Below are 21,428 nucleotides of genomic sequence, written 5' to 3' on the forward strand. Positions count from 1 at the left end.
CGGAAAAGTTAATCACCGTTCCTTAGGATGCCTGCAGGACCAACCCGTATAGGGGTGTGAATGCGATTCGCATCCCGCGCCGGATCGCCCGGGACCTGCGGGAATGCGGAGGATGCATGAGGACCACCGGTGTGAGGGCCTCGGCCCTGCTGCGTTGCCTGCTGGCCGGCCTGCTCGTGGCCGTGGGGGTGGCGGGCGCGCCGGGCGTGGCGCAGGCCGACCCGTCGTACTTCCCCGCGACCGGCCGATGGGAGAAGGCGGTCCCGCGTGCGGACTGCCGCGAGGGCGACCGCGTCGAAACGGGGATCCAGGGCGACGTCCCGCTCGAGGACCGCAAGAACCGGCGCAGCACCAAGGGCTACAACTGCAACATCGACCTCGTCGGCCAGTACCAGGGCGACGGTGCGGGCATCGTCAGCCCGAGCTACAAGAACTGCTCGTACATCTCCACGACCTTCCCGACGAACTTCGCCGGAGGCCGCGGCCCCGGCGTGCGGGTCGTCGACAACTCCGACCCGAAGAACCCGAAGCAGACGGCGGTCCTCAACGAGCTCGGCATGGTCACCGGGACGTGGGAGTCGCTCAAGGTCAACGCGAAACGCGGACTCCTGATCGGCACCTCCGTCCCGTTTCTGACGGGATTCGGATACATCGCGATCTACGACGTCGCGACAGACTGCGCCCGGCCGCGGCTGCTCAACCCGGGCCCCGGTTCGAACCTGGCGATGCCGATCCCGATCACCACCCACGAGGGCGACTTCTCGCCCGACGGGCGGACGTACTGGGCGTCCGGGCCGATCGCGGGGCATCTCAGCGCCGTCGACATCACTGACCCCGCCAATCCGATGGTCGTCTGGTCGGGCATCACGGGGATCGAGGGGCATGGCATCGGCTTCTCGCCCGACGGTCGGCAGCTGTACGCCTCCACGCTCGCCGGCATCACCGTCATCGACGTCTCGGCGATCCAGGACCGCAAGCCGCGCACGGTCGTGACCGCGCCGGTGCCGCACGTGGGTCGCAAGTTCTGGCTCGACGGGAACATCACGCAGCACAGCATCTACGTCACCTACGGCGGCAAGCCCCACGTCTACGTGGTCGACGAGGCCGGATCGGGCGGCGTGAAGCTGCTCGCTCTCACCGATCTCAAGGACCTCAAGCTCCGCAACCAGATCAAGCTCGAGATCAACCTGCCGAAGAACGCGACCAAGTGGGCGTCCAGCGCCACGTCGAACGGCGTCTTCGGGTACGACGCGCACTACTGCTCCGTCGACCGGCCGGAGCAGCCGACGGCCATGGCGTGCGGCTGGATCCAGTCCGGGATCCGCGTCTTCGACATCCGCGACCCCGACCGGATCCGCGAGATCGCCTACTTCAATCCGCCGGCGCAGACGGGGAAGAACCTGCAGCTGCCGAACTCGACGCACGCCCTGCTCGGCTCGATCATCGCGCCGCCGATCATGGGCACGCTGTCGATCGCGCGGTCGATCCTGCAGGGGCAGGCCCCGGTCAACGGGATCATCAACGACCAGAGCAGGCTCCTGGGCGCGGATCTCTCGGCCGACTGGTGCATGTCGCCGCCGGAGTTCCGCGGCAACGAACTCATGGTCAGCTGCATGGACAACGGCTTCCTGCGGCTGCGCATCGACCCGAAGGTGTACTCGCCACGATGACGGGATTCACGGAACGGCGGTCCGTGCGCGCGGCCGCCGCAGTGCTGGCGATCGCCCTGGCGGTCGCGATCGGCGTCCTGATCGGGAGGGGCGCCCAGCCGGCGGAGCCCGAGCAGCAGCCGGGCGGGCCGCAGCGGCTCAGCGCCGCCGACATCGGCTTCGCGCAGGACATGATCGCGCACCACCAGCAGGCGCTGCAGATGGTCGAGTTGCTGGGGCCCGACCTCAGCGCGGACGTGCGGGGCATCGCGACGCAGATCCAGCTCTCGCAGAGCAGGGAGATCGGCGTGCTCATGGGCTGGCTCGAAGTGCTGGGGGAGCCGCTGCAGAACCCGAACCCGATGGCCTGGATGACGGACGAATCCTCGGCACCGTCGACGGGCGCGAGCGGGGGCGGGGCGCACGGCGGCCACGCGATGCCCGCCGCGACGTCGAGCTCGGCGTCGGCCGCGCCGACGATGCAGCACGCCATGCCCGGGATGGCGACGAGCGAGGAGCTCACGGCGCTGACCACCGCGTCGGGTGTGCAACAGGAGGTTCGGTTCCTGCAGCTGATGCTCCGCCACCACCAGGGCGGCGTCGACATGGCGGGGTACGCGCAACGCGGCGGTGACGCGCCGGCGGTCCGCCAGCGCGCCACTGCCATGGCCAAGGGGCAGTCCGACGAGATCAGCATGATGCTGGTCCAGCTCACCGCGCGGAACGCGACCTCGCTGCCCTACCCCTGACGCCGGCCGAGCCGGAGCCCGGTCAGCGCACGACGTGCGGCATGAGCGCGTCGGGCGGGATCACACCGAACTTGCCGGCGTTGTAGTCCTCGAGCGCCTGGATCAGCTCGGCCTTGGTGTTCATCACGAACGGGCCGTACTGCGCGACGGTCTCGCGGATCGGGCGGCCGCCCAGGATCAGCACCTCCATCGCGGGGCGGTGCGAGTCCTGCGACTCGTCGGCGGCCACGGTGATGCGGTCGCCGGGGCCGAGCTGCGCGAGCTGGCCCTGGTGGATCGGGTGCCCCACGGGCCCGACGGTGCCCTTGCCGCTCAGTATGTAGACCAGCGCGTTGAAGTCGCGGTTCCACGGCAGCGAGGCCTCGGCGCCGGGCGCGATGGTCGCGTGCACGAAGTTGATCGGCGTGCGGGTGGAGCCGGGGCCGGCGTGCCCGTCGACCTCGCCCGCGACGACGCGGATCAGCGCGCCGCCGTCCTGCGTGGTGACGAGCGTGGTCTGGCCGCCCTCGAGGTTCTGGTAGGCGGGCGTCGTGAACTTCTCCGACTTGGGGAGGTTCACCCACAACTGGATGCCGTGGAAGGTGCCGCCCGACTCGACCAGCTCGGCCGGCGGGGTCTCGATGTGCAGGATGCCGGAGCCCGCGGTCATCCACTGGGTGGCGCCGTCCTGGATGAGTCCGCCGCCGCCGTGGCTGTCCTGGTGCTGGAACAGGCCGTCGATCATGTAGGTCACGGTCTCGAAGCCGCGGTGCGGGTGCCAGTGCGTGCCCTTGGGCTCGCCGGGCTCGTACTCGACCTCGCCCATCTGGTCCATGTGGATGAACGGGTCCAGGTCGCGCGGGTGCACGCCGGCGAAGGCGCGGACGACGGGGAAGCCCTCGCCCTCGTGGCCGCGGGGGCCGGTCGTGATCTTCCGGACGGGGCGTTCGGTGTCCGACGGTGCCGCCGCGGCGATGCGGGGCAGGGTCAGGGTGTCTGCGGTGACGGCGGGCATGTCGTCCTCCTCGATTGGCTGGTGACGCTGACAGTACCATCAACCGGACCGTGGTCCGATTAATTCCGCGATGAGGTGGCACGGCGTGACGTCGTGCGTCCGGCCGGTAGTGGGGTGCAGTCCGGCGACTATGAAAACGTGACCGCTGGTGACGATTCAGGCATGCCGCAATGTCCGGATTGGCACCAGCGGTCACGTTTTCATAGCTGCCGAATCGAGTGTCGCCACGGCCCGCGTCCCCGCGCGGGCGTAGTGGCCCTCGGAGGGCGGCCGCACCGGACTCGAGACCGTCCACGGGGCGTGCCAGCTAGTGTCGGAGCCGTGACTCGATCAGTGGGATTGGCCGTCTCGTACGACGGCACGGAGATCTTCTACGCCGACTACGCGGACGGTGCCGACCCGGCGAAGCCGGCGTTCCTGCTGGTCCACGGCTGGTCGGCGAGCTCGGACTCGTGGGGCGCGGCGTTCCTCGGCGAGCTCACCGCCGCCGGGCACCGCGTGGTCGCCGTGGACAACCGCGGCCACGGGCGCAGCTCGGTCCCGGACTCCGACCACCCGTACTCCACGGAGCGCTTCGCCGACGACCTCGCGGTGATCCGCCGCGACCTGGGCCTGACCGACGTGATCCTCGTCGGCTGGTCCTACGGCGGCCTCGTCATCGCGGACCACCTCGCCACCCACGGCACGGACGGGGTCACGGCCGTCGGGCTCATCGGCGCCATCACGTCCATCGGCGGCTCGAAGGAGACCGGCCCGTTCCCCGGCGGCGTCACCGGCGACTCCATGAACGCCGCCCTCCCGGCAGCGCTGTCCGCGCACCCCGGCAAGGCCATCACCGCCCTGGCGAAGCTGCGGATGCTGCCGCACGGCTTCGACCAGGACGCGCTCGGCTCCGTCGCCCAGCAGCAGTTCGGCATCGCGCTGTCCACGCCTCCGGCCGTGCGCGGCGGGCTGTTCCGGCGCTCCGTCGACCACGACGCCGACCTCGCGGCCTGGACCTTCCCGGTCCTGGTGCAGCACGGCCGCGACGACGAGGTGGTGGCGCCGTCGACCGCGGAGCACCACGCCCGGATCCTGCCGAACGCGACCCTGTCCTGGTGGGACGGAGGCGGGCACGCCCCCTTCGTCGTCGACCCCGCCCGCAGCGCCCGCGAACTCCTCGAACTGGCGCCCTGATCGGCCGGGGTTAAGCTGGACGACGTGCCTACTGGGAAGTCCGCGGCCCCCGTGCCGCGCCGGATCGCGGTGCTGTCGGTGCACACGTCGCCGCTGGCCCAGCCCGGGACGGGCGACGCCGGCGGGATGAACGTCTACATCTGGCAGACCTCCCTCGAGCTCGCGAAGCGCGGCATCGAGGTCGAGATCTTCACCCGCGCCACCGCCTCGGCCGACCAGCCGATCGTCGAGGCCGCGCCCGGCATCCGCGTGCGCAACATCGTCGCGGGGCCCTTCGAGGGCCTGGACAAGACCGACCTGCCGGCGCAGCTGTGCGCCTTCGCCGCGGGCGTGCAGCGCGCCGAGGCCCGCGAGGAGCCCGGCTACTTCGACCTGATCCACTCGCACTACTGGCTCTCGGGCCAGGTCGGCTGGCTCGCGCGCGACCGCTGGGGCGTGCCGCTGGTACACACCGCGCACACGCTCGCCGCGGTGAAGAACGACGCCCTCGCGGTCGGCGACACCGCGGAGCCCCAGGCCCGGCTCATCGGCGAACAGCAGGTCTCCGACGAGGCCGACCGGCTCATCGTCAACACCGAGGTCGAGGCCGGCCAGCTCGCGCGGATCCACGACGTGCCGCCCGGCCGTATCGACGTGGTGTATCCGGGCGCCGACCTGAACACTTACACCCCCGGAGACGGGGCCGCCGAGCGCGCCGAGCTCGGCATCGCGCCCGACGAGCTGGTGCTCACCTTCGTCGGCCGCATCCAGCCGCACAAGGCGCCCGACCTGCTGCTGCGCGCCGCCGCGCCGCTGATCCACGCGCACCCGGAGCGCCGCATCCGCGTGCTGGTGATCGGCGGACCGTCCGGCACCGGGCTGGAGCGCCCGGACGCGCTGATCGCACTGGCCCGCGAGCTCGGCATCGAGCACGCGGTCACCTTCGGCCCGCCGCGCCCGCCCGCCGGGCTCGCCGAGGTCTACCGCGCCTCCGACGTGGTCGTCGTGCCCAGCTACTCCGAGTCCTTCGGCCTCGTCGCCGTCGAGGCGCAGGCGTGCGGCACGCCCGTCGTGGCCGCGAAGGTCGGCGGCCTGCCGGTCGCCGTCGCCGACGGCGTCTCGGGCCGCCTCGTCGACGGCCACGAGCCCCAGGTGTGGTCCGCCGTGCTCGACGAGGTCACCGCGGATCCCGCGCTGCGGCAACGGCTTTCCGACGGTGCCGCCGCCCACGCCCGGCAGTTCTCCTGGGCGCGCACGGCCGACGGCCTCCTGGAGAGCTACGGGAAGGCGATGCAGGCGCGGAGCGAGGCGGCGCAGACGGTGCGCCGCCGGCGACGCAGAACAGGAGCGCGGGTATGACCACGATGACGCCCGAACAGGTCGAGGCGGCGCTCGCCGAGCGCGAACTGGAGTTCACGCGCAAGGAGGAGACGGGCACGGACGCCGCCCACTTCGTCATCGAGTTGCCCGGCGAGAAGAAGCTGAAGACCACCACCCTGCTCACGCTGGGCACGCACGGCGCGCGGGTGGAGGCCTTCGTCTGCCGGCACGTCGACGAGAACTTCGAGGGCGTGTACCGCTATCTGCTGCAGCGCAACCGGCGCCTCTACGGGGTGGCGTACACGCTCGACAAGGCCGGCGACATCTACCTCACCGGCAAGTTCGCCGAGCTCACCGAGGACGAGCTGGACCGGATCCTCGGGCAGGTGCTCGAGGCGGCCGACGGCGACTTCAACATCCTGCTGGAGATGGGCTTCTCCACCGCGATCCGCCGCGAGTTCGACTGGCGCGTCTCCCGCGGCGAACCGCTGTGGAACCTCAAGCCCTTCGAGCACCTGCTGCCAGACTTTCCGGAGCTTCCGGAGCGCTGACCTCCTCGGCGCCGTCGGCGACGGTGCGCGTGCGCGGGATCGCCAGCGCGACAACGGCCGCGACCGCGGCGACGATGCCGGCGATCACGAAGGAACTGGTGAACGCGGACTCCGCGGGCAGCTCGACGGCGCGCGGGGTGCCGGCGCCCAGGGTGATGGTGGTGCGGGTGAGGACCGTCGCCATCACTGCCGAGGCGACCGCGGTGCCCATGGAGCGCATGAGCGAGTTGAGGCCGTTCGCGGCGGCGGACTCGGTCTCCGGGACGTTGCCCATGATGAGCGCGGGCATCGCCGAATAGGCCACGCCCACACCGCCGAAGACGATCATCGAGCCGAGCGACATCTTCCACGTCGCGTCGGTCAGGCCGAGCAGCGCGAAGTAGCCGACGGCCGACATGGTGGCGCCGATCGCGAGCGTCAGGCGCGCGCCGATCCGCTTGGTCAGCAGCGCCGAGACGGGGGAGAGTACCATCATGACCAGGCCGCCGGGCACCATCCACAGGCCCGCGTTCAGCATGGTCAGGCCGAGGCCGTAGCCGGAGGCTTCGGGGATCTGCAGCAGCTGCGGCATCGTCAGCATGAGCGAGAACATCGCGAAGCCGACCATGATCGAGGCGAGGTTGGTCAGCAGGATCGGGCGGCGCGCCGAGATCCGCAGGTCCACCAGGGATTCGCGGGTGCGCAGCTCCCACCAGCCCCAGGCCAGCAGCACGAGCACGCCGCCGACGGCGCAGCCGATCGTGGCCGCCGAGGTCCAGCCCCAGCTCTGCCCCTTGGTGATCGAGAGCAGCACGGACACCAGGCCGACGCTGAGGCTGACGGTGCCGACCACGTCGAACTTGCCCGGGTTGAGGTTCGGCGATTCCGGGACCACGACGTACACCAGGCCGAGCGTGATGACGCCCAGCGCGAGCGAGAACCAGAACAGCGTGTGGTAGTCGAAGTGCTCGGAGATGTAGGCGCCGAACGGAATACCGATCGCGCCGCCCACGCCGAGCATCGCCGACATGAGCGCGACGGCGCCGGGGATCTTCTTCGCGTGCAGCTCGTCGCGCATGAGCGAGATGCCCACGGGCACCAGGCCCATCGCGAAGCCCTGGAACGAGCGGCCCACGACGGTGAGCAGCAGCGTGTGCGAGAGCGCGCAGATCAGCGAGCCCGCGATGAGGCTCAGCAGGCTGGTGAGCAGGATGAGGCGCTTGCCGTACATGTCGCCGAGGCGCCCGGCGATCGGCATCGCGACCGACGAGGCCAGCAGCGTCGAGGTGATGACCCACGCGGCGTTGTCGGCGGAGGTGTTCAGCAGGTGCGGCAGCTGCCCGACGAGCGGCACCACCAGCGACTGCATGAGGGAGGCGAGGAGTCCGCCGAGGCACAGGACGGCGATGAGGATCCCGTCCGACGGGGCCCCGGCGCGGGTCTTTCGGAGCATGTCTGTCATGCCGCACGACGGTAGTTGCAGAATACAACTCTAGCAACCGGATGCGGCGAGCGTCACCCCCGCCGGGGGCACTGTGACGTGCATTAATGTGGAGCCATGAACTGCCCGAATCCGGGCTTTCCGCCCTTCGGTCCGGGCCCCGGGGGCCCGGCGCCGGAAGTCGCGGCGGGGCCCGCCCGGCCGCGTCCCGGCCGAGCCGGGATCTGGGTCGGCATCGCCCTGCTCGTCGCCGCGGTCGTGGGGCCGTTGGTCATCGCACTCACGATCGTCGTCCCCGCGTGGGACCTCGACCGCCGGTCCGTTCCCGCGGACGGGGCGCCGCACGGCGTCGTTCTCCCCGTGAACGCGGACTACGCGATCTACACGGCGAACTCGGAGTATCTGAGCTACCGCGACCCGGCGTGCAGTGTCGTCGACGGTTCGGGGGCCGCGGTGGAGCTGCGTCCGCTCGCCGGCACCACCACGGTCGGCGGATGGAAGGTGCTGCGCCGCTTCGACACCGGGTCGGGCACGGTGGTCGTGACCTGTGAGTCCCCCGAGGGGATGAGGCAGAACGTGGAGGTCGGGAAGTACCCGCGCTTCGGCCCGATGATCGGGGCGATCTTCGGCGCGCTCGCGCTCGGCGGCGTTCTCGGGCTCTCCGGGTTCCTCTGCGTCCTCGTCACCGCGGTCCGGAGGTCGAAGGCGTGAGTCCGACCGCGAAGCTCCGGGCCGGCGCCGCGATGATCCTCGCGGCGATCGTCGTGCCGATCCTCCTCGTCCTCACTCTCACCCTGCCGCAGTTCCGGCTCGACGCGCAGACCGTCCCCCTCGACGGTGCGCCGCACGCCGCCTCGCTCCCGGCCGGCGCCGAGTACGCGGTCCTGGCGGCCACGCGGACCAAGGAGGGCGCACCGTCGTGCGTGCTGACCGGGCCCGACGGTGCGCCGATCCCGCTGCGCGAGGTCTCCGGGGGCGTCACGGTGGAGAACCGGATGGTGCTGCGCGTCTTCGACACGGGCACCGGTGCGGTCACGGCGGGCTGCCCGCCGACCCCCGGCTACACGGAGGTCGCGCTCGGCAAGCGCCCCGACATGACGCGCCTGCTCGGCGGGATCTTCGGCGCCTTCGGCTTCGCCCTGCTGGTCGGCGGGCCGGGCCTGGTGCTGCTCATCGGGGGCCTGCGGGGGCGTGCTCGCAACGCCTGAGATTTGGTTATGACCAGTTTGGCTGAACTGCGGGTATCCCGCGGTCACGCCCCTTAGGATGGCCGCATGGAAATCGTGATCCGTCCGACTCCCGCCGACGTCGCCGTCACCGCCGCCGACATCGTGGCCGAGCACGTGCGCCGCGGCCCCGCGGTGCTGGGGCTGGCCACCGGTTCCACGCCGCTCGCCACGTATCAGGAGCTCATCCGACGCCACCGCGACGAGGGGCTGAGCTTCAAGGACTGCGTCTCCTTCAACCTCGACGAGTACGTCGGGCTGCCGAAGGGGCACCCCGAGAGCTACCGCGAGGTGATCCGCAAGGAGTTCACCTCGCACGTCGACATCCCCGACGCCAAGGTCGAGGGCCCGGACGGCACGGCCGCCGATATCGCCGCCGAGGCGAAGCGCTACGAGGACGCGATCAAGGCCGCGGGCGGCGTCGACGTGCAGCTGCTGGGCATCGGCACCGACGGGCACATCGGCTTCAACGAGCCGGTCTCGTCGCTGGCCTCGCGCACCCGGATCAAGACCCTCACCACGCAGACCCGCGAGGACAACGCGCGGTTCTTCGCCTCCATCGACGAGGTGCCGATCCACGTGCTCACGCAGGGGCTCGGCACCATCTCCGAGGCGGAGCACCTGCTGCTGCTCGCCACGGGCGAGGGCAAGGCCGAGGCGATCGCCGCCACCGTCGAGGGGCCCGTCGCCGCGATCAACCCCGCGTCGGTGCTCCAGTTCCACCCGCACGTCACCGTCGTCATCGACGAGGCCGCCGCGTCGCGGCTGCGGCTGAAGGACTACTACGTGCACGTGCTGGCCAACAAGCCGGCGAACCAGCCCTTCTAGGAACTCAGGACCCCTCGGGTCCGAACAGGCCCGCCATCAGCGCCGCGAGGGTCACGGCGAAGTCGTCGACGGTGGCGGGCTTCGCATCCAGTTCCGCGCTCGCGCGCAGGTTCGGCACGGTGTCCCGCGGCATCGTCCCGACGATCTCGTCCATGCGCTCGTGGGTGAGCGGCGTCCCCTCCGCGCGCTGCCGCAGGTGCGAGAGCACGCTGCCCAGGGTGAGGCTCCACAGCGCGCGGTAGGCGGCGAGCGCGGCCGCGCGGTCGCCCGTGAGCTCGTACGCCGCGCCCATCACGGCATCGGTGAGGAGGAGCGCGCCGCGGCCGATCCGCTGCGGCCGGATGAGCGCCTCCGGCACCCAGGGGTGCGCCGTGAGCGACTCGAAGAGCGTCGTCATCGCCATCCGGATGCAGGCGTGCGGTTCGTCGGGGAAGGTGATCGCCGCGAAGGGCTCCGCGATCGCGTCGAGCGCCAGGGCGAGCAGGTTCTCCTTGTCGTCCACATGGCGGTACAGAGCCATGGTGGTCACGCCCAGGTCGCCGGCGAGCGCCTTCATGGTGAGCCCGTCGACGCCGGCCTCGTCGAGCACGACGAGGGCCCGCTCGACGATCTTCTCCCGCGTGATGCTGGGCGGGCGGCCGCGGCGCGGCGTGATCTGGCGCATGCCCACATTCTGTCGGAGAGGCCTTGTGAACACCCAGTGCTGAGGCTACCCTATTAATTTATGTTACTAGATACACAAAAGCCTCCGGTGCGGGCGGCGCTCCTCCTCGCCGCGCTCTCCCAGTTCCTCGTCGCCTTCGACGCCTCCGTCACCAACGTCGCGCTCCGGGCGATCCGGGACGACGTGCACTTCACCCCACAGGGCCTGTCGTGGGTGGTCAACGCGTACGCGATCGTCTTCGGCGGGCTGCTCCTCCTGGCCGGCCGGCTCTCCGACCGGTTCGGCCCGCGGGCGCTGCTCCGGTTCGGCTTCGCGCTGTTCACCGTCGCCTCCTTGGCGGCCTACCTGTGTCACGAGCCCTGGCAGGTGATCGCGGTGCGGGTGCTGCAGGGCGTCGGCGCCGCCGCGATCGCGCCCGCCGCGATCACCTCCGTGGCGCTCACCTTCCGCGAGCCCGCGCAGCGCGCGAAGGGCTTCGCCGCCATCGCGATCGGCGCGTCGGTCGGCGGCGCCGTGGGTGTGGTGCTCTCCGGCGTCCTCACCGACGCCTTCGGCTGGCGCACCGTCATCGCCTGCGGCGCTGTGGTGTCCGCGCTCGGCCTCGCCCTCTCGTACGCCGCTCCCGGGCCGGTGGAGGGGGCGGACCGTCGGACGGACTGGGCCGGCGGCGTGCTCGCCACCGCGGGCCTGACGGTGCTCGCCTACGGCATCGTGGCGGCCACCGACAACGGCTGGGGCAGCGCGCGCACGCTGGGCTGGTTCGTCGTCGCCGCTGTGCTGCTCGCCGCCCTCGTGGCCGTCGAGCGCCGAACGACGGTGCCGCTGCTCGACTTCCGCGTGCTCGGCAGGCGCGACGTGCTGGTCCCGTGCCTGGTGTTCGCCTTCGTGGTCGCGGGCCAGTTCGGCGCCTTCTACTTCGTGTCGCTGTATCTGCAGATGGGCCTGGGCTATTCGGCGACGAAGACCGGACTGATGTTCCTGCCCTTCTCCTTCGGCATCGTGGTCGCGGTGCAGGTCGCGTCGCGCCTCGTGCCCCGGATCGGCGCCCGCAGGGTGGTGACGATCGGCACGGCGCTGGCGACCGTCGGCTTCCTGCTCTTCGCGCCGCTCCCCGCGGACGGCGGCTTCCTCACCGCCGTGCTCATCCCGTCGCTGGTCACCTCGGTCGGCATCGGCATGGTCTTCCTGCCGCTGCCGAACGTCGCGACCGCCGCGGTGGCGCCCGCGGCCGCGGGCATGGTCTCGGGTGCGCTCAACACCTTCCGTCAGGTGGGCGGTGCGCTCGGGCTCGCGATCCTGGTCACCGTCTCCGCCGCCGTGAACGGCGACGGCGCCGTCCTCCCCGGCTACCGCTCCGCGCTGCTGGTGAGCGCGGGCCTCGTCGCGGCGGCCTTCGCCCTCGCGCTCCTCCTGCCCGCGAAGCAGGAATCCCCCGCTCGTTAGAATGGCGTAGTGAATACGCGGCAGCTCGGCTTCGGCGCCCTCGCCGGACTCGCGGCGGCGATGGGACTCGGGCGGTTCGTCTACACGCCGATCCTGCCGCTCATGCAGGAGCAGACCGGCATCTCGCCCGGCTCCACCGCGGTCGTCGCCACGTTCAACTACCTCGGCTACTTCCTCGGCGCCCTGGCGCTGGCGGTCCAACCGCGGCTGGCTCGCAGCCGGGGACTGCTTCGGGCCTCGCTGCTCGCGCTGGTCGCCAGCGAGGTGGCGATGGTGCTGGCCGTGAGCGTGCCGCTGTGGTCCGGCGTGCGGCTGATCGCCGGGCTCGCCAGCGCCGTCGTCTTCGTCTACTGCGCCGGCGCGGTGGCCGGGACCGCCGCGGCGGGCGTCGCCTTCTGCGGCGTCGGTGTCGGGATCGCCGCGTCGGGCGTGCTGGTCGTCGCGCTGGGGGAGGTCGTCGGCTGGCAGGTCCTGTGGTGGGTGGCCGCGGTGGCGACCGCGCTGTTCGGGCTGTTCGCGTGGGGGCTCCCGCCGGGCGCGTCCGGCCCCGTCGCACGGCCCGACGGTGCCCCCGCGCCCCGGCCCGGTGTGGCCGGGTGGGCGCTCGGGATCAGCTACTTCCTCGAGGGGCTCGGCTACATCGTGCTCGGCACCTTCCTCGTCGCCGCCGTGGCCGTCGGCGGGCGGCCCTGGGAGGGGCCCGCGGCGTGGGTAATCGTCGGTCTCGCGGCCGCCGTCTCGCCGCTGATCTGGGCGCGGCTGCGGCGGTACCGTTCCGCGGAATCGCTGCTGGTGATCGCGCTGCTGCTGCAGGTGGTCTCCGCGGTGCTGCCCGCCCTGGTCCACGGTCCCGCGGCGGCCGCCGTCTCGGCGGTCCTGTTCGGCGGCACCTTCATCGGGGCAGTGCAACTGTCGATGGAGGCGGGCGCGCGGATCGGCATTCCCCGGTCGGCCGCCGTGCTCACCGCGGGGTACGGCATCGGCCAGATCGTGGGCCCGCTCGTCGTCGCGCCGATGCTCGGCGACGGCTACGACGCGGCGTTCCTCACCGCCGGTGGCGTGCTCGTCGCCTCCGCGGCGCTGGCCGCCTTCGCCCGCTGGACGGCGCCGGATCGGGCCGCCACTCCGGGCATCCGCTGACCTGTGCCGCCCAGCGGCGCACCCCTGTGATTCCGCGGAGGTCGCGCCGCTGGGGAACACATCTCAGCGGGTACGCCGAGTACCTCCTCCGCGCGCGTGAGGTCCGACGGCACCGGGATGCCCCGCGTCAGGCCGGCACGAATCCGAGCGAGGCGGGCCTGTTCTTGGCCGGAGGCGCGGCGTAGTAGACGTCCACTGTCTGGCCGGGGAGCACGCGCACGGGCAGGTACTGCCAGGTGAAGGTGACCGTGTCCGTGTTGCATGCGACGCGCAGCAATCGATCGCCCGCCTCCACCGTCAGCGTGTTCGTTCTCCACATCGTCGCCAGCGGCCACTGCTCGACCAGCCCGTCCACGGTGGCCCAGACGTCGGGACCGTTGCCGCCCAGGTCGATGAGATCCGTCGGGTCGCGGGTCCAGAGGAAGTCGGCGATGCGGTTCACGAGGTCGAACCGCTGCCAGAACCCGCGTCGGCCCCGCCGGCAGTGGAGCCGGATCCGGCCCGTCGGGCCCCCGGCCTTCGTCGGATGGGGATGCATCGATTCTCCTGGAGGTCAGCACGGATCTTCTTGCCGAACTCCACGATTCCCGCGACCCCTCGGTGTCGCCTTGCCCGGCGGTTGGCCCGCACTGCGGCGGCGCGGGCCGACCGCCGGAGTATCAGCGCTGCTGCAGCGTGCGCTGCGGGAGGCGGCTGCCCACGGCCGACAGAGCGGTCAGCTCGGCGAGCTGGTCCGCGGTGAGCGCGACGGCGGCGGCGCCGAGGTTGTCGCCGAGGTGCTTGCGCCGCGTAGTTCCCGGGATCGGCACGACGTCCTCGCCCTGCGCCAGCACCCACGCGAGCGCGACCTGCGCGGCGGTCACCGGCGCACCGTCGGCCCCGGCACCGGAGGCGGTGAGGTCGGCGGCGATGGCGTCGATCCGGTCCACGAGCCGTAGGTTCGCCTCGAGGTTCTCGCCCTGCCAGCGCGGGATCGACTGGCGGAAGTCGTCGCCGCCCAGCGCCGCGGCGACGGCTTTGCGGTCGGCCGTGAGTAGGCCCCGCCCGAGCGGGCTGAAGGGCACCAGGCCGGCGCCCACCTCGCGGGCGGCCTGCAGCGGACCGTCCTCGACGTCGCGGGTGAAGATCGAGTACTCCGACTGCAGCGCGGCGATCGGGTGCACGGAGGCGGCCTTGCGGATGTCCTCGGCGGTCGCCTCGGACAGCCCCAGCGCGCGGACCTTGCCCGCCGCCACCTGCTCGGCCATCGCGCCCACGGTCTCCTCGACGGGCACCTGCGGATCGACGCGGTGCAGGTAGTAGAGGTCGATCACGTCGACGCCGAGGCGGCGCAGCGAGCCGTCGACGCACCCGGCCACCCGCTCCGGGCGGCCGTCGAGGCCGATCGGCCTTGCGTTCTCGTCGTTGACGAAGCCGAACTTGGTGGCGAGCACGATCTCGTCGCGGTGCGCCTGAACGAAGGGGGCGAGGAACTCCTCGTTGGCGCCGTTGCCGTACATGTCGGCCGTGTCGTAGAGCGTCACGCCGGCGGCGAGCGCGGCCTCGAGGGTGGCGCGAGCCTCGTCGGGATCGGCCGATCCGTAGGCGTGGCTCATGCCCATGCAGCCGAGGCCGAGGGCGGAGACGCGCAGGTCGCCGAGGGTGCGAGTGGGGAGCATGTCAGTCCTTCAGGTCGAGTTCGTGGGCTGCGACGGTGCCGGCCGCCGCGGTGTCGGGAGTGGTGGCCGGTGCGCCGGCGACGCAGTCGCCGAGCCCGCCGCCGTAGGTGGCGATCTTGTAGTCGATGACCGCGAGCGAGTACTGCAGCTCCTCGATCTGCGCGGCCGTGCGGGCACGGTGCGCCGTGAGGAGTGCGAGGCGGGCGGGGATCGTGGCGTCGCCGCCGTCCACGAGGTGGACGTACTCCGTGATGTCGGCGATCGGCATGCCGGACAGGCGGAGCCGGGTCAGGAAGATGACCCGCGCGATCGCCTGCGGCCCGTAGCGACGGTGCCCGGCGCCGTCCCGGTCGACCGTGACCAGGCCGACCCGCTCGTAGTAGCGCAGCGTGTGGCCCGAGACGCCCACCAGCTCCGCCATCTCGGCGACGGTGAGCGGCCCCTCCTGGGCCGGCCCGGCGAGGATCTCCGCCGCGCTCGGCAGCGGCCCGCGCGAGCGGACGATGGATGCGAGTTCTTCCGTGTGTGCGACCACGTGAGCAACGCTAAGCCTTCGAGCGCACTCGAAGTCAACACCGTTTCGCAGGCGCCCGGATCCGTCGGTGCTGTGTCAGTCGCGCTCAGGTGTCCAGGGCCGGACGAAGCCCAGGTCGCCCATGCCCTCGGCCGCGGCGATGAGTGGGTATCCGGTGGCGCCGTCGATCTCCTCGCGGAGGATGTCGGCGTGGCCGGAGTGGCGGGCCACCTCCTCGATGACGTGGAGCAGGATCCAGCGCACCGTCCACCCCTCGAAGCCGTCGGGGAACCACGGCGCCGGGCGCGCGGGAGCGACGGCGTCGAGATTCGCGGTGTCTGCGACGGCGAGGACGCGTGCGGTGGCGGCGTCGTGGGCGGCGAGCAGGGTCGCGAGCGTCTCGCCCTCCCCGAGCCGGAAGTCATCGCCCTCGGCCATGGCGTCCAGCCGGGGATCGGAGAACAGCTCCGGCGCGGCCTCGGCGCGCGCGGACCAGGCGTTGACCGTGAGTGTGACGTGCTTGAGCAGCCCGCCTACGGTGAGCGTGCTGCGGGCGGGCGAGAGCCGGATCTGCGCCTCCGTGAGACCGAACGCGGTGTGCCGCAGACCGTCGAGCTGCTGCGTGAGGAAGCCACGGAGCCCGGCTCGCTCGGAATCGGCCGGGGGTGCCATGAAGGGCATGAAGAACTCCTGACGGGATCGAGGGGGACGTCCCCAGTCAAGCGCGGACCACTGACATCCGCCTCGATCGCGTCCTGCTGTTCGTATTCGGCGGCGAGCGCATCGGCGATCGCATCGGCGAGCGCACGGGCGGCGATCTCCTCCTGGGCGACCTCCAGCCACACGCAGTGTTCGAACGGCTCGTACTCGTCGTCGCTGTACATCCGGCACCTCCGTGGAAGGATGCCCCCAGTCTAGCGCCGAAAATCGATCACCAGATCACGAATCGATAACGATATCGAACGCGAATCGAACGAACGGCGCGCTACGACCGGGCTGTCCAGCGCCCATCCTGGCGCGCGATGGTGATCGGGTGGTCGAAGGCGTGGCTGATCGCGTCGGTGGTCAGCACGTCGTCGACGGCGCCCGCCGCGGTGATCCGGCCGTCGCGGATCAGAACCGCGTGCGTGGTGGTCACGGGGATCTCCTCCAGGTGGTGGGTCACCAGGATCGACGCGAGCTCGGGGTGGGCGCGCCGCGCACCGTCGACCGTGGTCAGGAGGCGCTCGCGGGCGGCGAGGTCGAGCCCCGTCGCCGGCTCGTCCAGCAGGAGGAGATCGGGCTCGCCCATGAGCGCGCGCGCGATCAGCGCCCGCCCCCGCTCGCCCTGGGAGAGGGTGGGCCAGCGCGATTCCACGTGCCGCGCCATCCCGAGCGTCTCGACGAGCTCCTCCGCGCGGGTGCGCTGCGCGTCGGTCGGCGCCCAGCGCGGCGGGAACTCGGGCGTGTTCGTCACGCCGGTGATCACGACGTCGCGCACCGTCAGCGGCTGGTCCAGGCGGTGGCGCGGGTTGACGTGCCCGATGTGCGTGCGCAGCTCGCGCATGTCCACCCGCCCGAGGCGCTTGCCGAGCACGTCGACGGTGCCGCGGGTCGGGTGGGTGACCGCGCCGCACAGGCCGAGCAGCGTCGACTTCCCGGCGCCGTTCGCGCCCAGCAGGACCCAGTGCTCGCCCCGGCGTACGGTGAGGGAGACGTCGTCGAGGAGGTTGCGACCGGTGCGGACCAGGTCCACGTGGTCGATGCTCAGCACGTGCGGATCGTTCGTCGCGGTATCAGTCACAGTCCACCTCTCCACTCCAATTGATTGGATGATTGTATGACTTCTCATCGGTGGGATCCATCCCAGTACCTCCGCTACGGCGACGAGCGCACTCGCCCGTTCCTCGACCTGCTCGCCCGCATCCCCGGTGACGCACGCACCGTCGTCGACCTCGGCTGCGGCCCGGGCAACGACGTCGCGCCGCTGCGCGCCCGCTGGCCGGACGCTGCGATCCACGGCGTCGACTCCAGCGAGGAGATGATCGAGCGCGCCCGCGCCGACGTCGCCGATCCGCGTGCGACCTTCGCGGTCGGGGACGCCGCCGCCTGGCGCCCCGACGGCGAGCGCCCCGACGTGATCGTCTCGAACGCCATGTACCAGTGGGTCGATCGGCACATCGACCTGCTGCCCGCCACCGCCGACGGTGCCGCCCGCGCCTTCGCCTTCCAGGTACCCGGCAACCAGGACGCGCCCTCGCACGCCCTCCTGTGGCGCCTGGCGGCGGAGTACGGCATCACCGACTTCCGCCGCATCGACGTGCGCGATCCCGCCGAATATCTTGCGGCGCTGCAGCGCCCAGGCTGGGCGGTCGACGCCTGGGAGACGACCTACCAACACGTGCTGCAGGGCCCCGACGCCGTCTTCGAGTGGATCTCCGGCACCGGCGCGCGCCCGGTGCTCGCGCGGCTCGACGGTGCCGAGCGCGCGGACTTCGTCGCCCGGTACAAGGCGGAGCTGAACACCGCCTACCCGCCCAAGGATTTCGGGACGGTGCTGCCCTTCCGTCGGATCTTCGTCGTGGCGGCCCGGGATCAGGAGTCGAGCGCGTAGTCGCGGAAGGCGCGCACCGCGCGCGGTAGGGCCGTGTCGGGCCGCCAGATGAGTCCCACCTCGCGGGTCGGCGCGGGCCCGGACATGGGCACCAGCACCAGACCGGGTGGCCACAGCGGGTCCTCGTCGACGGGCAGCAGCGCCACCCCGAGGCCGGCCGCGACCAGGCCGGCGACGGTGAAGGACTCGGAGGATTCGAAGGCGATCCGCGGCCGGAATCCGGCGGCGGCGCAGCGCTCTTCGAGGATGCGGCGCAGGCCGAACTCGGGGTGCATCGTGATGAAGTCCGCGTCGGCGGCCTCGGACAGGTGCACGGACGGGCGCTCCGCCAGCGGGTGGCCGGCCGGCACGGCCAGCGCCAGGCGCTGCACCGCGAGCAGTCCGAAGGCGACGGCGCTGGTGGCGGGCCGCGGCGAGACGATCGCGAGGTCGGCCTCGTCGGCGAGCACCCGCTCGGTGACCGTCCCGGCGGCGAACTGCGACAGCTCGAAGGTCACCCGCGGCTCCCGCTCCCGGAAGCCGGAGACGAGCCGCGGCACCAGTGCCACGCCGAAGGAGTGCAGGAAGGAGAGCCGGATCGTGCCCTGCGAGGGGCTGCGGAGGTCGGCGATCTGGGCCCGCGCCGCCTCCAGCTCGGCGTGCGCGCGGCGCGCGTGGTCGAGGTAGATCTCGCCGCTCGCGTTGAGGACGAGGCGCCCGTGCCGCCGGTCGAACAGGGGCGCCCCGATGTCCGCCTCCAGGCGCGCCAGGGTGCGTGAGAGCGTGGGCTGGGTGATCCGCAGCGCCGCCGCGGCGTCGGTCATGTGCTGGGTCTCGGCGAGTGTGATGAACCGCGCGAGGTCGTCCGACGCGCTCGAAACAGGCCTACCAGCTGGGGTCATGCGTTCTTTCTATCAGGATCTACATATCCATGCATTTCACACATCGGAACCGCGGGGGCAGGGTGAGCCCCATGACCGCCACCGTCGAGACCGCCGAGACCGCGCCGCTCCGTGCCGGGACCCCCGCGTACCGTCGGACCACCCTGGCGCTGTTCGTGGCGGGCCTGACGACCTTCGGCTCGATGTACTCGACCCAGGCCGTGCTGCCCGAGCTGACGAGGGTCTTCGGTTCGGCGCCGGCCGTCTCCGCGCTCGCGGTCTCCGTCACCACCGGGCTGCTCGCGCTCGCGATCATCCCCGTCAGCGCGCTGTCCGAGCGCTTCGGCCGGACCCGCGTGATGACGGTGTCGGCCGTCGCGGCCGTAATACTGGGCCTCCTGATCCCGCTCGCCCCGACGCTCCCGATGCTGCTGGGACTCCGTGCGCTGCAGGGGATCGCACTCGCCGGCGTGCCCGCCGTCGCCATGGCCTACTTGGCCGAGGAGGTGGACGGGCGCGACCTCGGCGGGGCGATGGGCCGCTACGTCGCGGGCACGACGATCGGCGGGCTGCTCGGACGCGTCGTCACGGCGGTGGGGCTCGACGTCATGGCCTGGCGCGGCGCCATGGAGCTCTTCGCCGTCGCCGCGGCGGTGCTCACGGTGGTGATGATCCGCACCCTGCCGGCGTCGCGGTTCCACGTGCCGAAGCCGGTCTCGGTGGGAACGACGGTGCGCGGCATGCTCGGCCACCTCCGCCGGCCGGAGCTCGCGACGCTGTTCGTGCTCGCCTTCCTGCTGATGGGCGGCTTCGTCAGCGTCTACAACTTCCTCGGATTCCGGCTCCTGGCCGCGCCCTTCGCATTCGCGCCCGGCGTCGTCGGGCTGGTCTTCCTCATCTACCTCGCTGGCACCGTCTCCTCGGGTGCGGCGGGCCGGCTCGCGGACCGGATCGGCCGCCGCCGGGTGCTCCTGACCTCGATCGCGACGATGGGCGCGGGTCTGGTGCTCACGCTGCCGGATTCGACGCCCGCCGTGCTCGCGGGGATGGTCGTCTTCACCGCCGGCTTCTTCGCGGCGCACAGCGTCGCGAGCGGCTGGGTCGGGCTGCTCGCGACGGAGCATCGCGCGGAGGCCTCGTCGGGGTATCTGTTCTGCTACTACGCGGGCTCGTCGGTCGTCGGCGCGGCGGCGGGGCTGGCCTTCGCCGCCGCCGGCTGGGCGGGCATCGCCGCCGCGGTCGGGGTGGGCATCGCCGCGGCGTTCGTCCTGGTCGTCGCGGTCCTTCCCGGTTCGGCCAGCGCGTCCGCGGAGCGCTGAGTAGCGTCGATGCCATGCGCATCGGAGTCCAACTTCAGCCCCAGCACTTCACCGAGTACCAGCAGCTCCGCGACGCCGTCGCCAAGCTCGAGGACCTGGGAGTCGACGTCGTCTACAACTGGGACCACTTCTTCCCGCTCTCCGGCGACCCCGACGGCACGCACCTCGAGTGCTGGACGATGCTCGCCGCCTGGGCGGAGCAGACCTCGCGGATCGAGATCGGCGCGCTGGTCACCTGCAACAGCTACCGCAACCCCGACCTGCTCGCCGACATGGCGCGCACCGTCGACCACATCTCGAAGGGGCGTCTGATCCTGGGCATCGGCTCCGGCTGGTTCCAGCGCGACTACGACGAGTACGGCTACGAGTTCGGCACCGCCGGTTCGCGCCTTGACGACCTCGGCGCCGCGCTGCCGCGGATCACCGAGCGGTGGGCCAAGCTCAATCCCGCTCCGACGCGCGACATCCCGATCCTCATCGGCGGCGGCGGCGAGAAGAAGACGCTGCCGCTGGTGGCGCAGTACGCGTCGGTGTGGCACTACTTCGTGGACCTGGAGACGTACCGGCACAAGTCGGCCGTGCTCGCCGAGGCGTGCGCGAAGATCGGCCGCGACCCGAAGGAGATCGCGCACAACATCGCCATCCCGCGCGGCACGGGCCCCGACGAGGCCCTCGCCTTCGCCGACCAGCTCGTCGCCGAGGGGGCCACGCAGTTCACCGCCGAGCTCTCCGCGCCCGGCTTCGACTACACCATCATCGAAGCCCTGCTGCGCTGGCGGGACTCGCAGTAGGCGAGGCCTCCGCTCCCGGCGGTCCCGGGACGTGCGGCCGGACGAAGGTCCCTGGTGGCGCGCCGCCGGACGGGGTGAGGTTGGGACGGCGGGCACCCGCCCGCCCCGACCCCAGGAGCGAGTCATGGAACGTTTCACCGCCGGCACCACCGTCCTCGATCGTGCGGAGGCGATCGAGCTGCTGCGCCGCAAGGACGTCGGGCGCATCGTGATCGCGCTCGGGGGAGATGCCGAGATCTTCCCCGTGAATTACGTGCTCGGCGAGGGCTGCAACGTCCTGTTCCGGACCGGGCCGGGCAGCAAGCTCGCTTCGGCCGTCGTGGCGCGCGAGGTGGCCTTCGAGGTGGACGAGGTCGGCGGGGACCAGGCCTGGAGCGTCATCGTGCGCGGGCCCGCACGCGTGCGCACGGACTCGTCGGCCCTGTCCGTCACGGACGCGCTCTCCTTGCGTCCCTTCATCGACGACGGCAAGTACGAGGTCGTGGAGGTCCTGGCGGAACGGGTCAGCGCCCGCGGCTTCGGCCGCACCTGGTCCTGAGCCGCCGGGACATCGG

General features: G+C 71.8%; 23 protein-coding genes. 14 read left to right on the forward strand and 9 right to left on the reverse strand.

Going from position 1 to position 21,428, the window contains the following annotated elements; translation table 11 throughout:
• The first annotated feature begins 116 nt into the window (after positions 1 to 116).
• Entirely contained in the window at positions 117 to 1,670 is a 1,554-nt protein-coding gene (locus tag LB823_RS06780; RefSeq protein ID WP_255603045.1) for a hypothetical protein, read from the forward strand.
• The gene (locus LB823_RS06785) at positions 1,667 to 2,398 is read left to right on the forward strand and encodes a DUF305 domain-containing protein (RefSeq protein WP_224646001.1); all 732 of its coding nucleotides are present in this window, start codon (positions 1,667 to 1,669) and stop codon (positions 2,396 to 2,398) included. Before LB823_RS06780 ends, LB823_RS06785 begins: the two co-directional genes overlap by 4 nt.
• A 22-nt stretch (positions 2,399 to 2,420) precedes the next feature.
• Here LB823_RS06785 and LB823_RS06790 read toward each other — a convergent pair whose 3' ends face one another.
• Positions 2,421 to 3,392 carry a pirin family protein gene (locus tag LB823_RS06790; RefSeq protein ID WP_224646002.1) on the reverse strand — a complete coding sequence of 324 codons (972 nt, stop codon included), beginning with the start codon at positions 3,390 to 3,392 and terminating at the stop codon, positions 2,421 to 2,423.
• 321 nt (positions 3,393 to 3,713) lie between these two features.
• Between LB823_RS06790 and LB823_RS06795 the strand changes: the two genes are divergently transcribed.
• The 3 genes from LB823_RS06795 to LB823_RS06805 are packed head-to-tail and all read left to right on the forward strand — an operon-like array spanning position 3,714 to position 6,418.
• Positions 3,714 to 4,568, forward strand: a complete 855-nt coding sequence (locus LB823_RS06795) for an alpha/beta fold hydrolase (protein WP_224646003.1) — start codon at positions 3,714 to 3,716, stop codon at positions 4,566 to 4,568.
• 24 nt (positions 4,569 to 4,592) lie between these two features.
• A complete protein-coding gene (gene mshA, locus LB823_RS06800; protein ID WP_224646004.1) occupies positions 4,593 to 5,906 on the forward strand; it encodes a D-inositol-3-phosphate glycosyltransferase in 1,314 nt (437 codons plus the stop codon).
• 5 nt (positions 5,907 to 5,911) lie between these two features.
• Positions 5,912 to 6,418, forward strand: a complete 507-nt coding sequence (locus LB823_RS06805) for a YbjN domain-containing protein (RefSeq protein ID WP_374201283.1) — start codon at positions 5,912 to 5,914, stop codon at positions 6,416 to 6,418.
• Here LB823_RS06805 and LB823_RS06810 read toward each other — a convergent pair.
• A complete protein-coding gene (locus LB823_RS06810; protein ID WP_224646006.1) occupies positions 6,366 to 7,859 on the reverse strand; it encodes an MFS transporter in 1,494 nt (497 codons plus the stop codon). The genes LB823_RS06805 and LB823_RS06810 overlap by 53 nt on opposite strands.
• A 96-nt stretch (positions 7,860 to 7,955) precedes the next feature.
• On the opposite strand from LB823_RS06810, the gene LB823_RS06815 reads away from it, so the two are divergent.
• The 3 genes from LB823_RS06815 (at position 7,956) to nagB (ending at position 9,892) form a co-directional block, all read left to right on the forward strand.
• Positions 7,956 to 8,549 carry a hypothetical protein gene (locus tag LB823_RS06815; protein WP_224646007.1) on the forward strand — a complete coding sequence of 198 codons (594 nt, stop codon included), beginning with the start codon at positions 7,956 to 7,958 and terminating at the stop codon, positions 8,547 to 8,549.
• Entirely contained in the window at positions 8,546 to 9,046 is a 501-nt protein-coding gene (locus LB823_RS06820; RefSeq protein WP_224646008.1) for a hypothetical protein, read from the forward strand. Before LB823_RS06815 ends, LB823_RS06820 begins: the two co-directional genes overlap by 4 nt.
• A gap of 66 nt (positions 9,047 to 9,112) precedes the next feature.
• Positions 9,113 to 9,892 (forward strand): glucosamine-6-phosphate deaminase, encoded by a 780-nt coding sequence (gene nagB / locus LB823_RS06825; RefSeq protein WP_224646009.1) that lies wholly within the window; start codon positions 9,113 to 9,115, stop codon positions 9,890 to 9,892.
• 4 nt (positions 9,893 to 9,896) lie between these two features.
• Here nagB and LB823_RS06830 read toward each other — a convergent pair whose 3' ends face one another.
• Positions 9,897 to 10,556: a TetR/AcrR family transcriptional regulator gene (locus LB823_RS06830; protein WP_224646010.1), complete on the reverse strand. Its 660-nt coding sequence runs from the start codon at positions 10,554 to 10,556 to the stop codon at positions 9,897 to 9,899.
• A gap of 60 nt (positions 10,557 to 10,616) precedes the next feature.
• Between LB823_RS06830 and LB823_RS06835 the strand changes: the two genes are divergently transcribed.
• A complete protein-coding gene (locus tag LB823_RS06835) occupies positions 10,617 to 11,999 on the forward strand; it encodes an MFS transporter (RefSeq protein WP_224646011.1) in 1,383 nt (460 codons plus the stop codon).
• 9 nt (positions 12,000 to 12,008) lie between these two features.
• The gene (locus LB823_RS06840; protein WP_224646012.1) at positions 12,009 to 13,139 is read left to right on the forward strand and encodes a YbfB/YjiJ family MFS transporter; all 1,131 of its coding nucleotides are present in this window, start codon (positions 12,009 to 12,011) and stop codon (positions 13,137 to 13,139) included.
• Between the two features lie 127 nt (positions 13,140 to 13,266).
• On the opposite strand, the gene LB823_RS06845 is transcribed toward LB823_RS06840, so the two are convergent.
• The 5 genes from LB823_RS06845 to LB823_RS06865 form a co-directional block, all read right to left on the reverse strand.
• Positions 13,267 to 13,677: a hypothetical protein gene (locus tag LB823_RS06845; protein ID WP_224646013.1), complete on the reverse strand. Its 411-nt coding sequence runs from the start codon at positions 13,675 to 13,677 to the stop codon at positions 13,267 to 13,269.
• A 121-nt stretch (positions 13,678 to 13,798) separates the two neighbouring features.
• On the reverse strand, positions 13,799 to 14,797 hold the full coding sequence (locus LB823_RS06850; protein ID WP_224646014.1) for an aldo/keto reductase: 999 nt from the start codon (positions 14,795 to 14,797) through the stop codon (positions 13,799 to 13,801).
• Position 14,798: 1 nt separating this feature from the next.
• Positions 14,799 to 15,332: a MerR family transcriptional regulator gene (locus tag LB823_RS06855; protein WP_224646015.1), complete on the reverse strand. Its 534-nt coding sequence runs from the start codon at positions 15,330 to 15,332 to the stop codon at positions 14,799 to 14,801.
• A 75-nt stretch (positions 15,333 to 15,407) separates the two neighbouring features.
• Entirely contained in the window at positions 15,408 to 15,992 is a 585-nt protein-coding gene (locus tag LB823_RS06860) for a DinB family protein (RefSeq protein ID WP_224646016.1), read from the reverse strand.
• A 304-nt stretch (positions 15,993 to 16,296) separates the two neighbouring features.
• The gene (locus LB823_RS06865; RefSeq protein WP_224646017.1) at positions 16,297 to 17,094 is read right to left on the reverse strand and encodes an ABC transporter ATP-binding protein; all 798 of its coding nucleotides are present in this window, start codon (positions 17,092 to 17,094) and stop codon (positions 16,297 to 16,299) included.
• A gap of 36 nt (positions 17,095 to 17,130) precedes the next feature.
• Between LB823_RS06865 and LB823_RS06870 the strand changes: the two genes are divergently transcribed.
• The gene (locus LB823_RS06870; RefSeq protein ID WP_224646018.1) at positions 17,131 to 17,904 is read left to right on the forward strand and encodes a methyltransferase domain-containing protein; all 774 of its coding nucleotides are present in this window, start codon (positions 17,131 to 17,133) and stop codon (positions 17,902 to 17,904) included.
• Here the strand turns inward: LB823_RS06870 and LB823_RS06875 are convergent.
• Positions 17,886 to 18,785, reverse strand: a complete 900-nt coding sequence (locus LB823_RS06875; RefSeq protein ID WP_224646019.1) for a LysR family transcriptional regulator — start codon at positions 18,783 to 18,785, stop codon at positions 17,886 to 17,888. The genes LB823_RS06870 and LB823_RS06875 overlap by 19 nt on opposite strands.
• 71 nt (positions 18,786 to 18,856) lie before the next feature.
• Between LB823_RS06875 and LB823_RS06880 the strand changes: the two genes are divergently transcribed.
• From LB823_RS06880 to LB823_RS06890, 3 genes are all read left to right on the forward strand, one after another.
• A complete protein-coding gene (locus tag LB823_RS06880; RefSeq protein ID WP_224646020.1) occupies positions 18,857 to 20,083 on the forward strand; it encodes an MFS transporter in 1,227 nt (408 codons plus the stop codon).
• A gap of 14 nt (positions 20,084 to 20,097) precedes the next feature.
• A complete protein-coding gene (locus LB823_RS06885; RefSeq protein WP_224646021.1) occupies positions 20,098 to 20,874 on the forward strand; it encodes an LLM class F420-dependent oxidoreductase in 777 nt (258 codons plus the stop codon).
• Between the two features lie 124 nt (positions 20,875 to 20,998).
• Positions 20,999 to 21,412 (forward strand): pyridoxamine 5'-phosphate oxidase family protein, encoded by a 414-nt coding sequence (locus tag LB823_RS06890; RefSeq protein ID WP_224646022.1) that lies wholly within the window; start codon positions 20,999 to 21,001, stop codon positions 21,410 to 21,412.
• Positions 21,413 to 21,428 lie beyond the last annotated feature (16 nt).

The sequence above is a fragment of the Tsukamurella sp. M9C genome, from assembly GCF_020169415.1.
Classification (GTDB): Bacteria; Actinomycetota; Actinomycetes; order Mycobacteriales; family Mycobacteriaceae; genus Tsukamurella.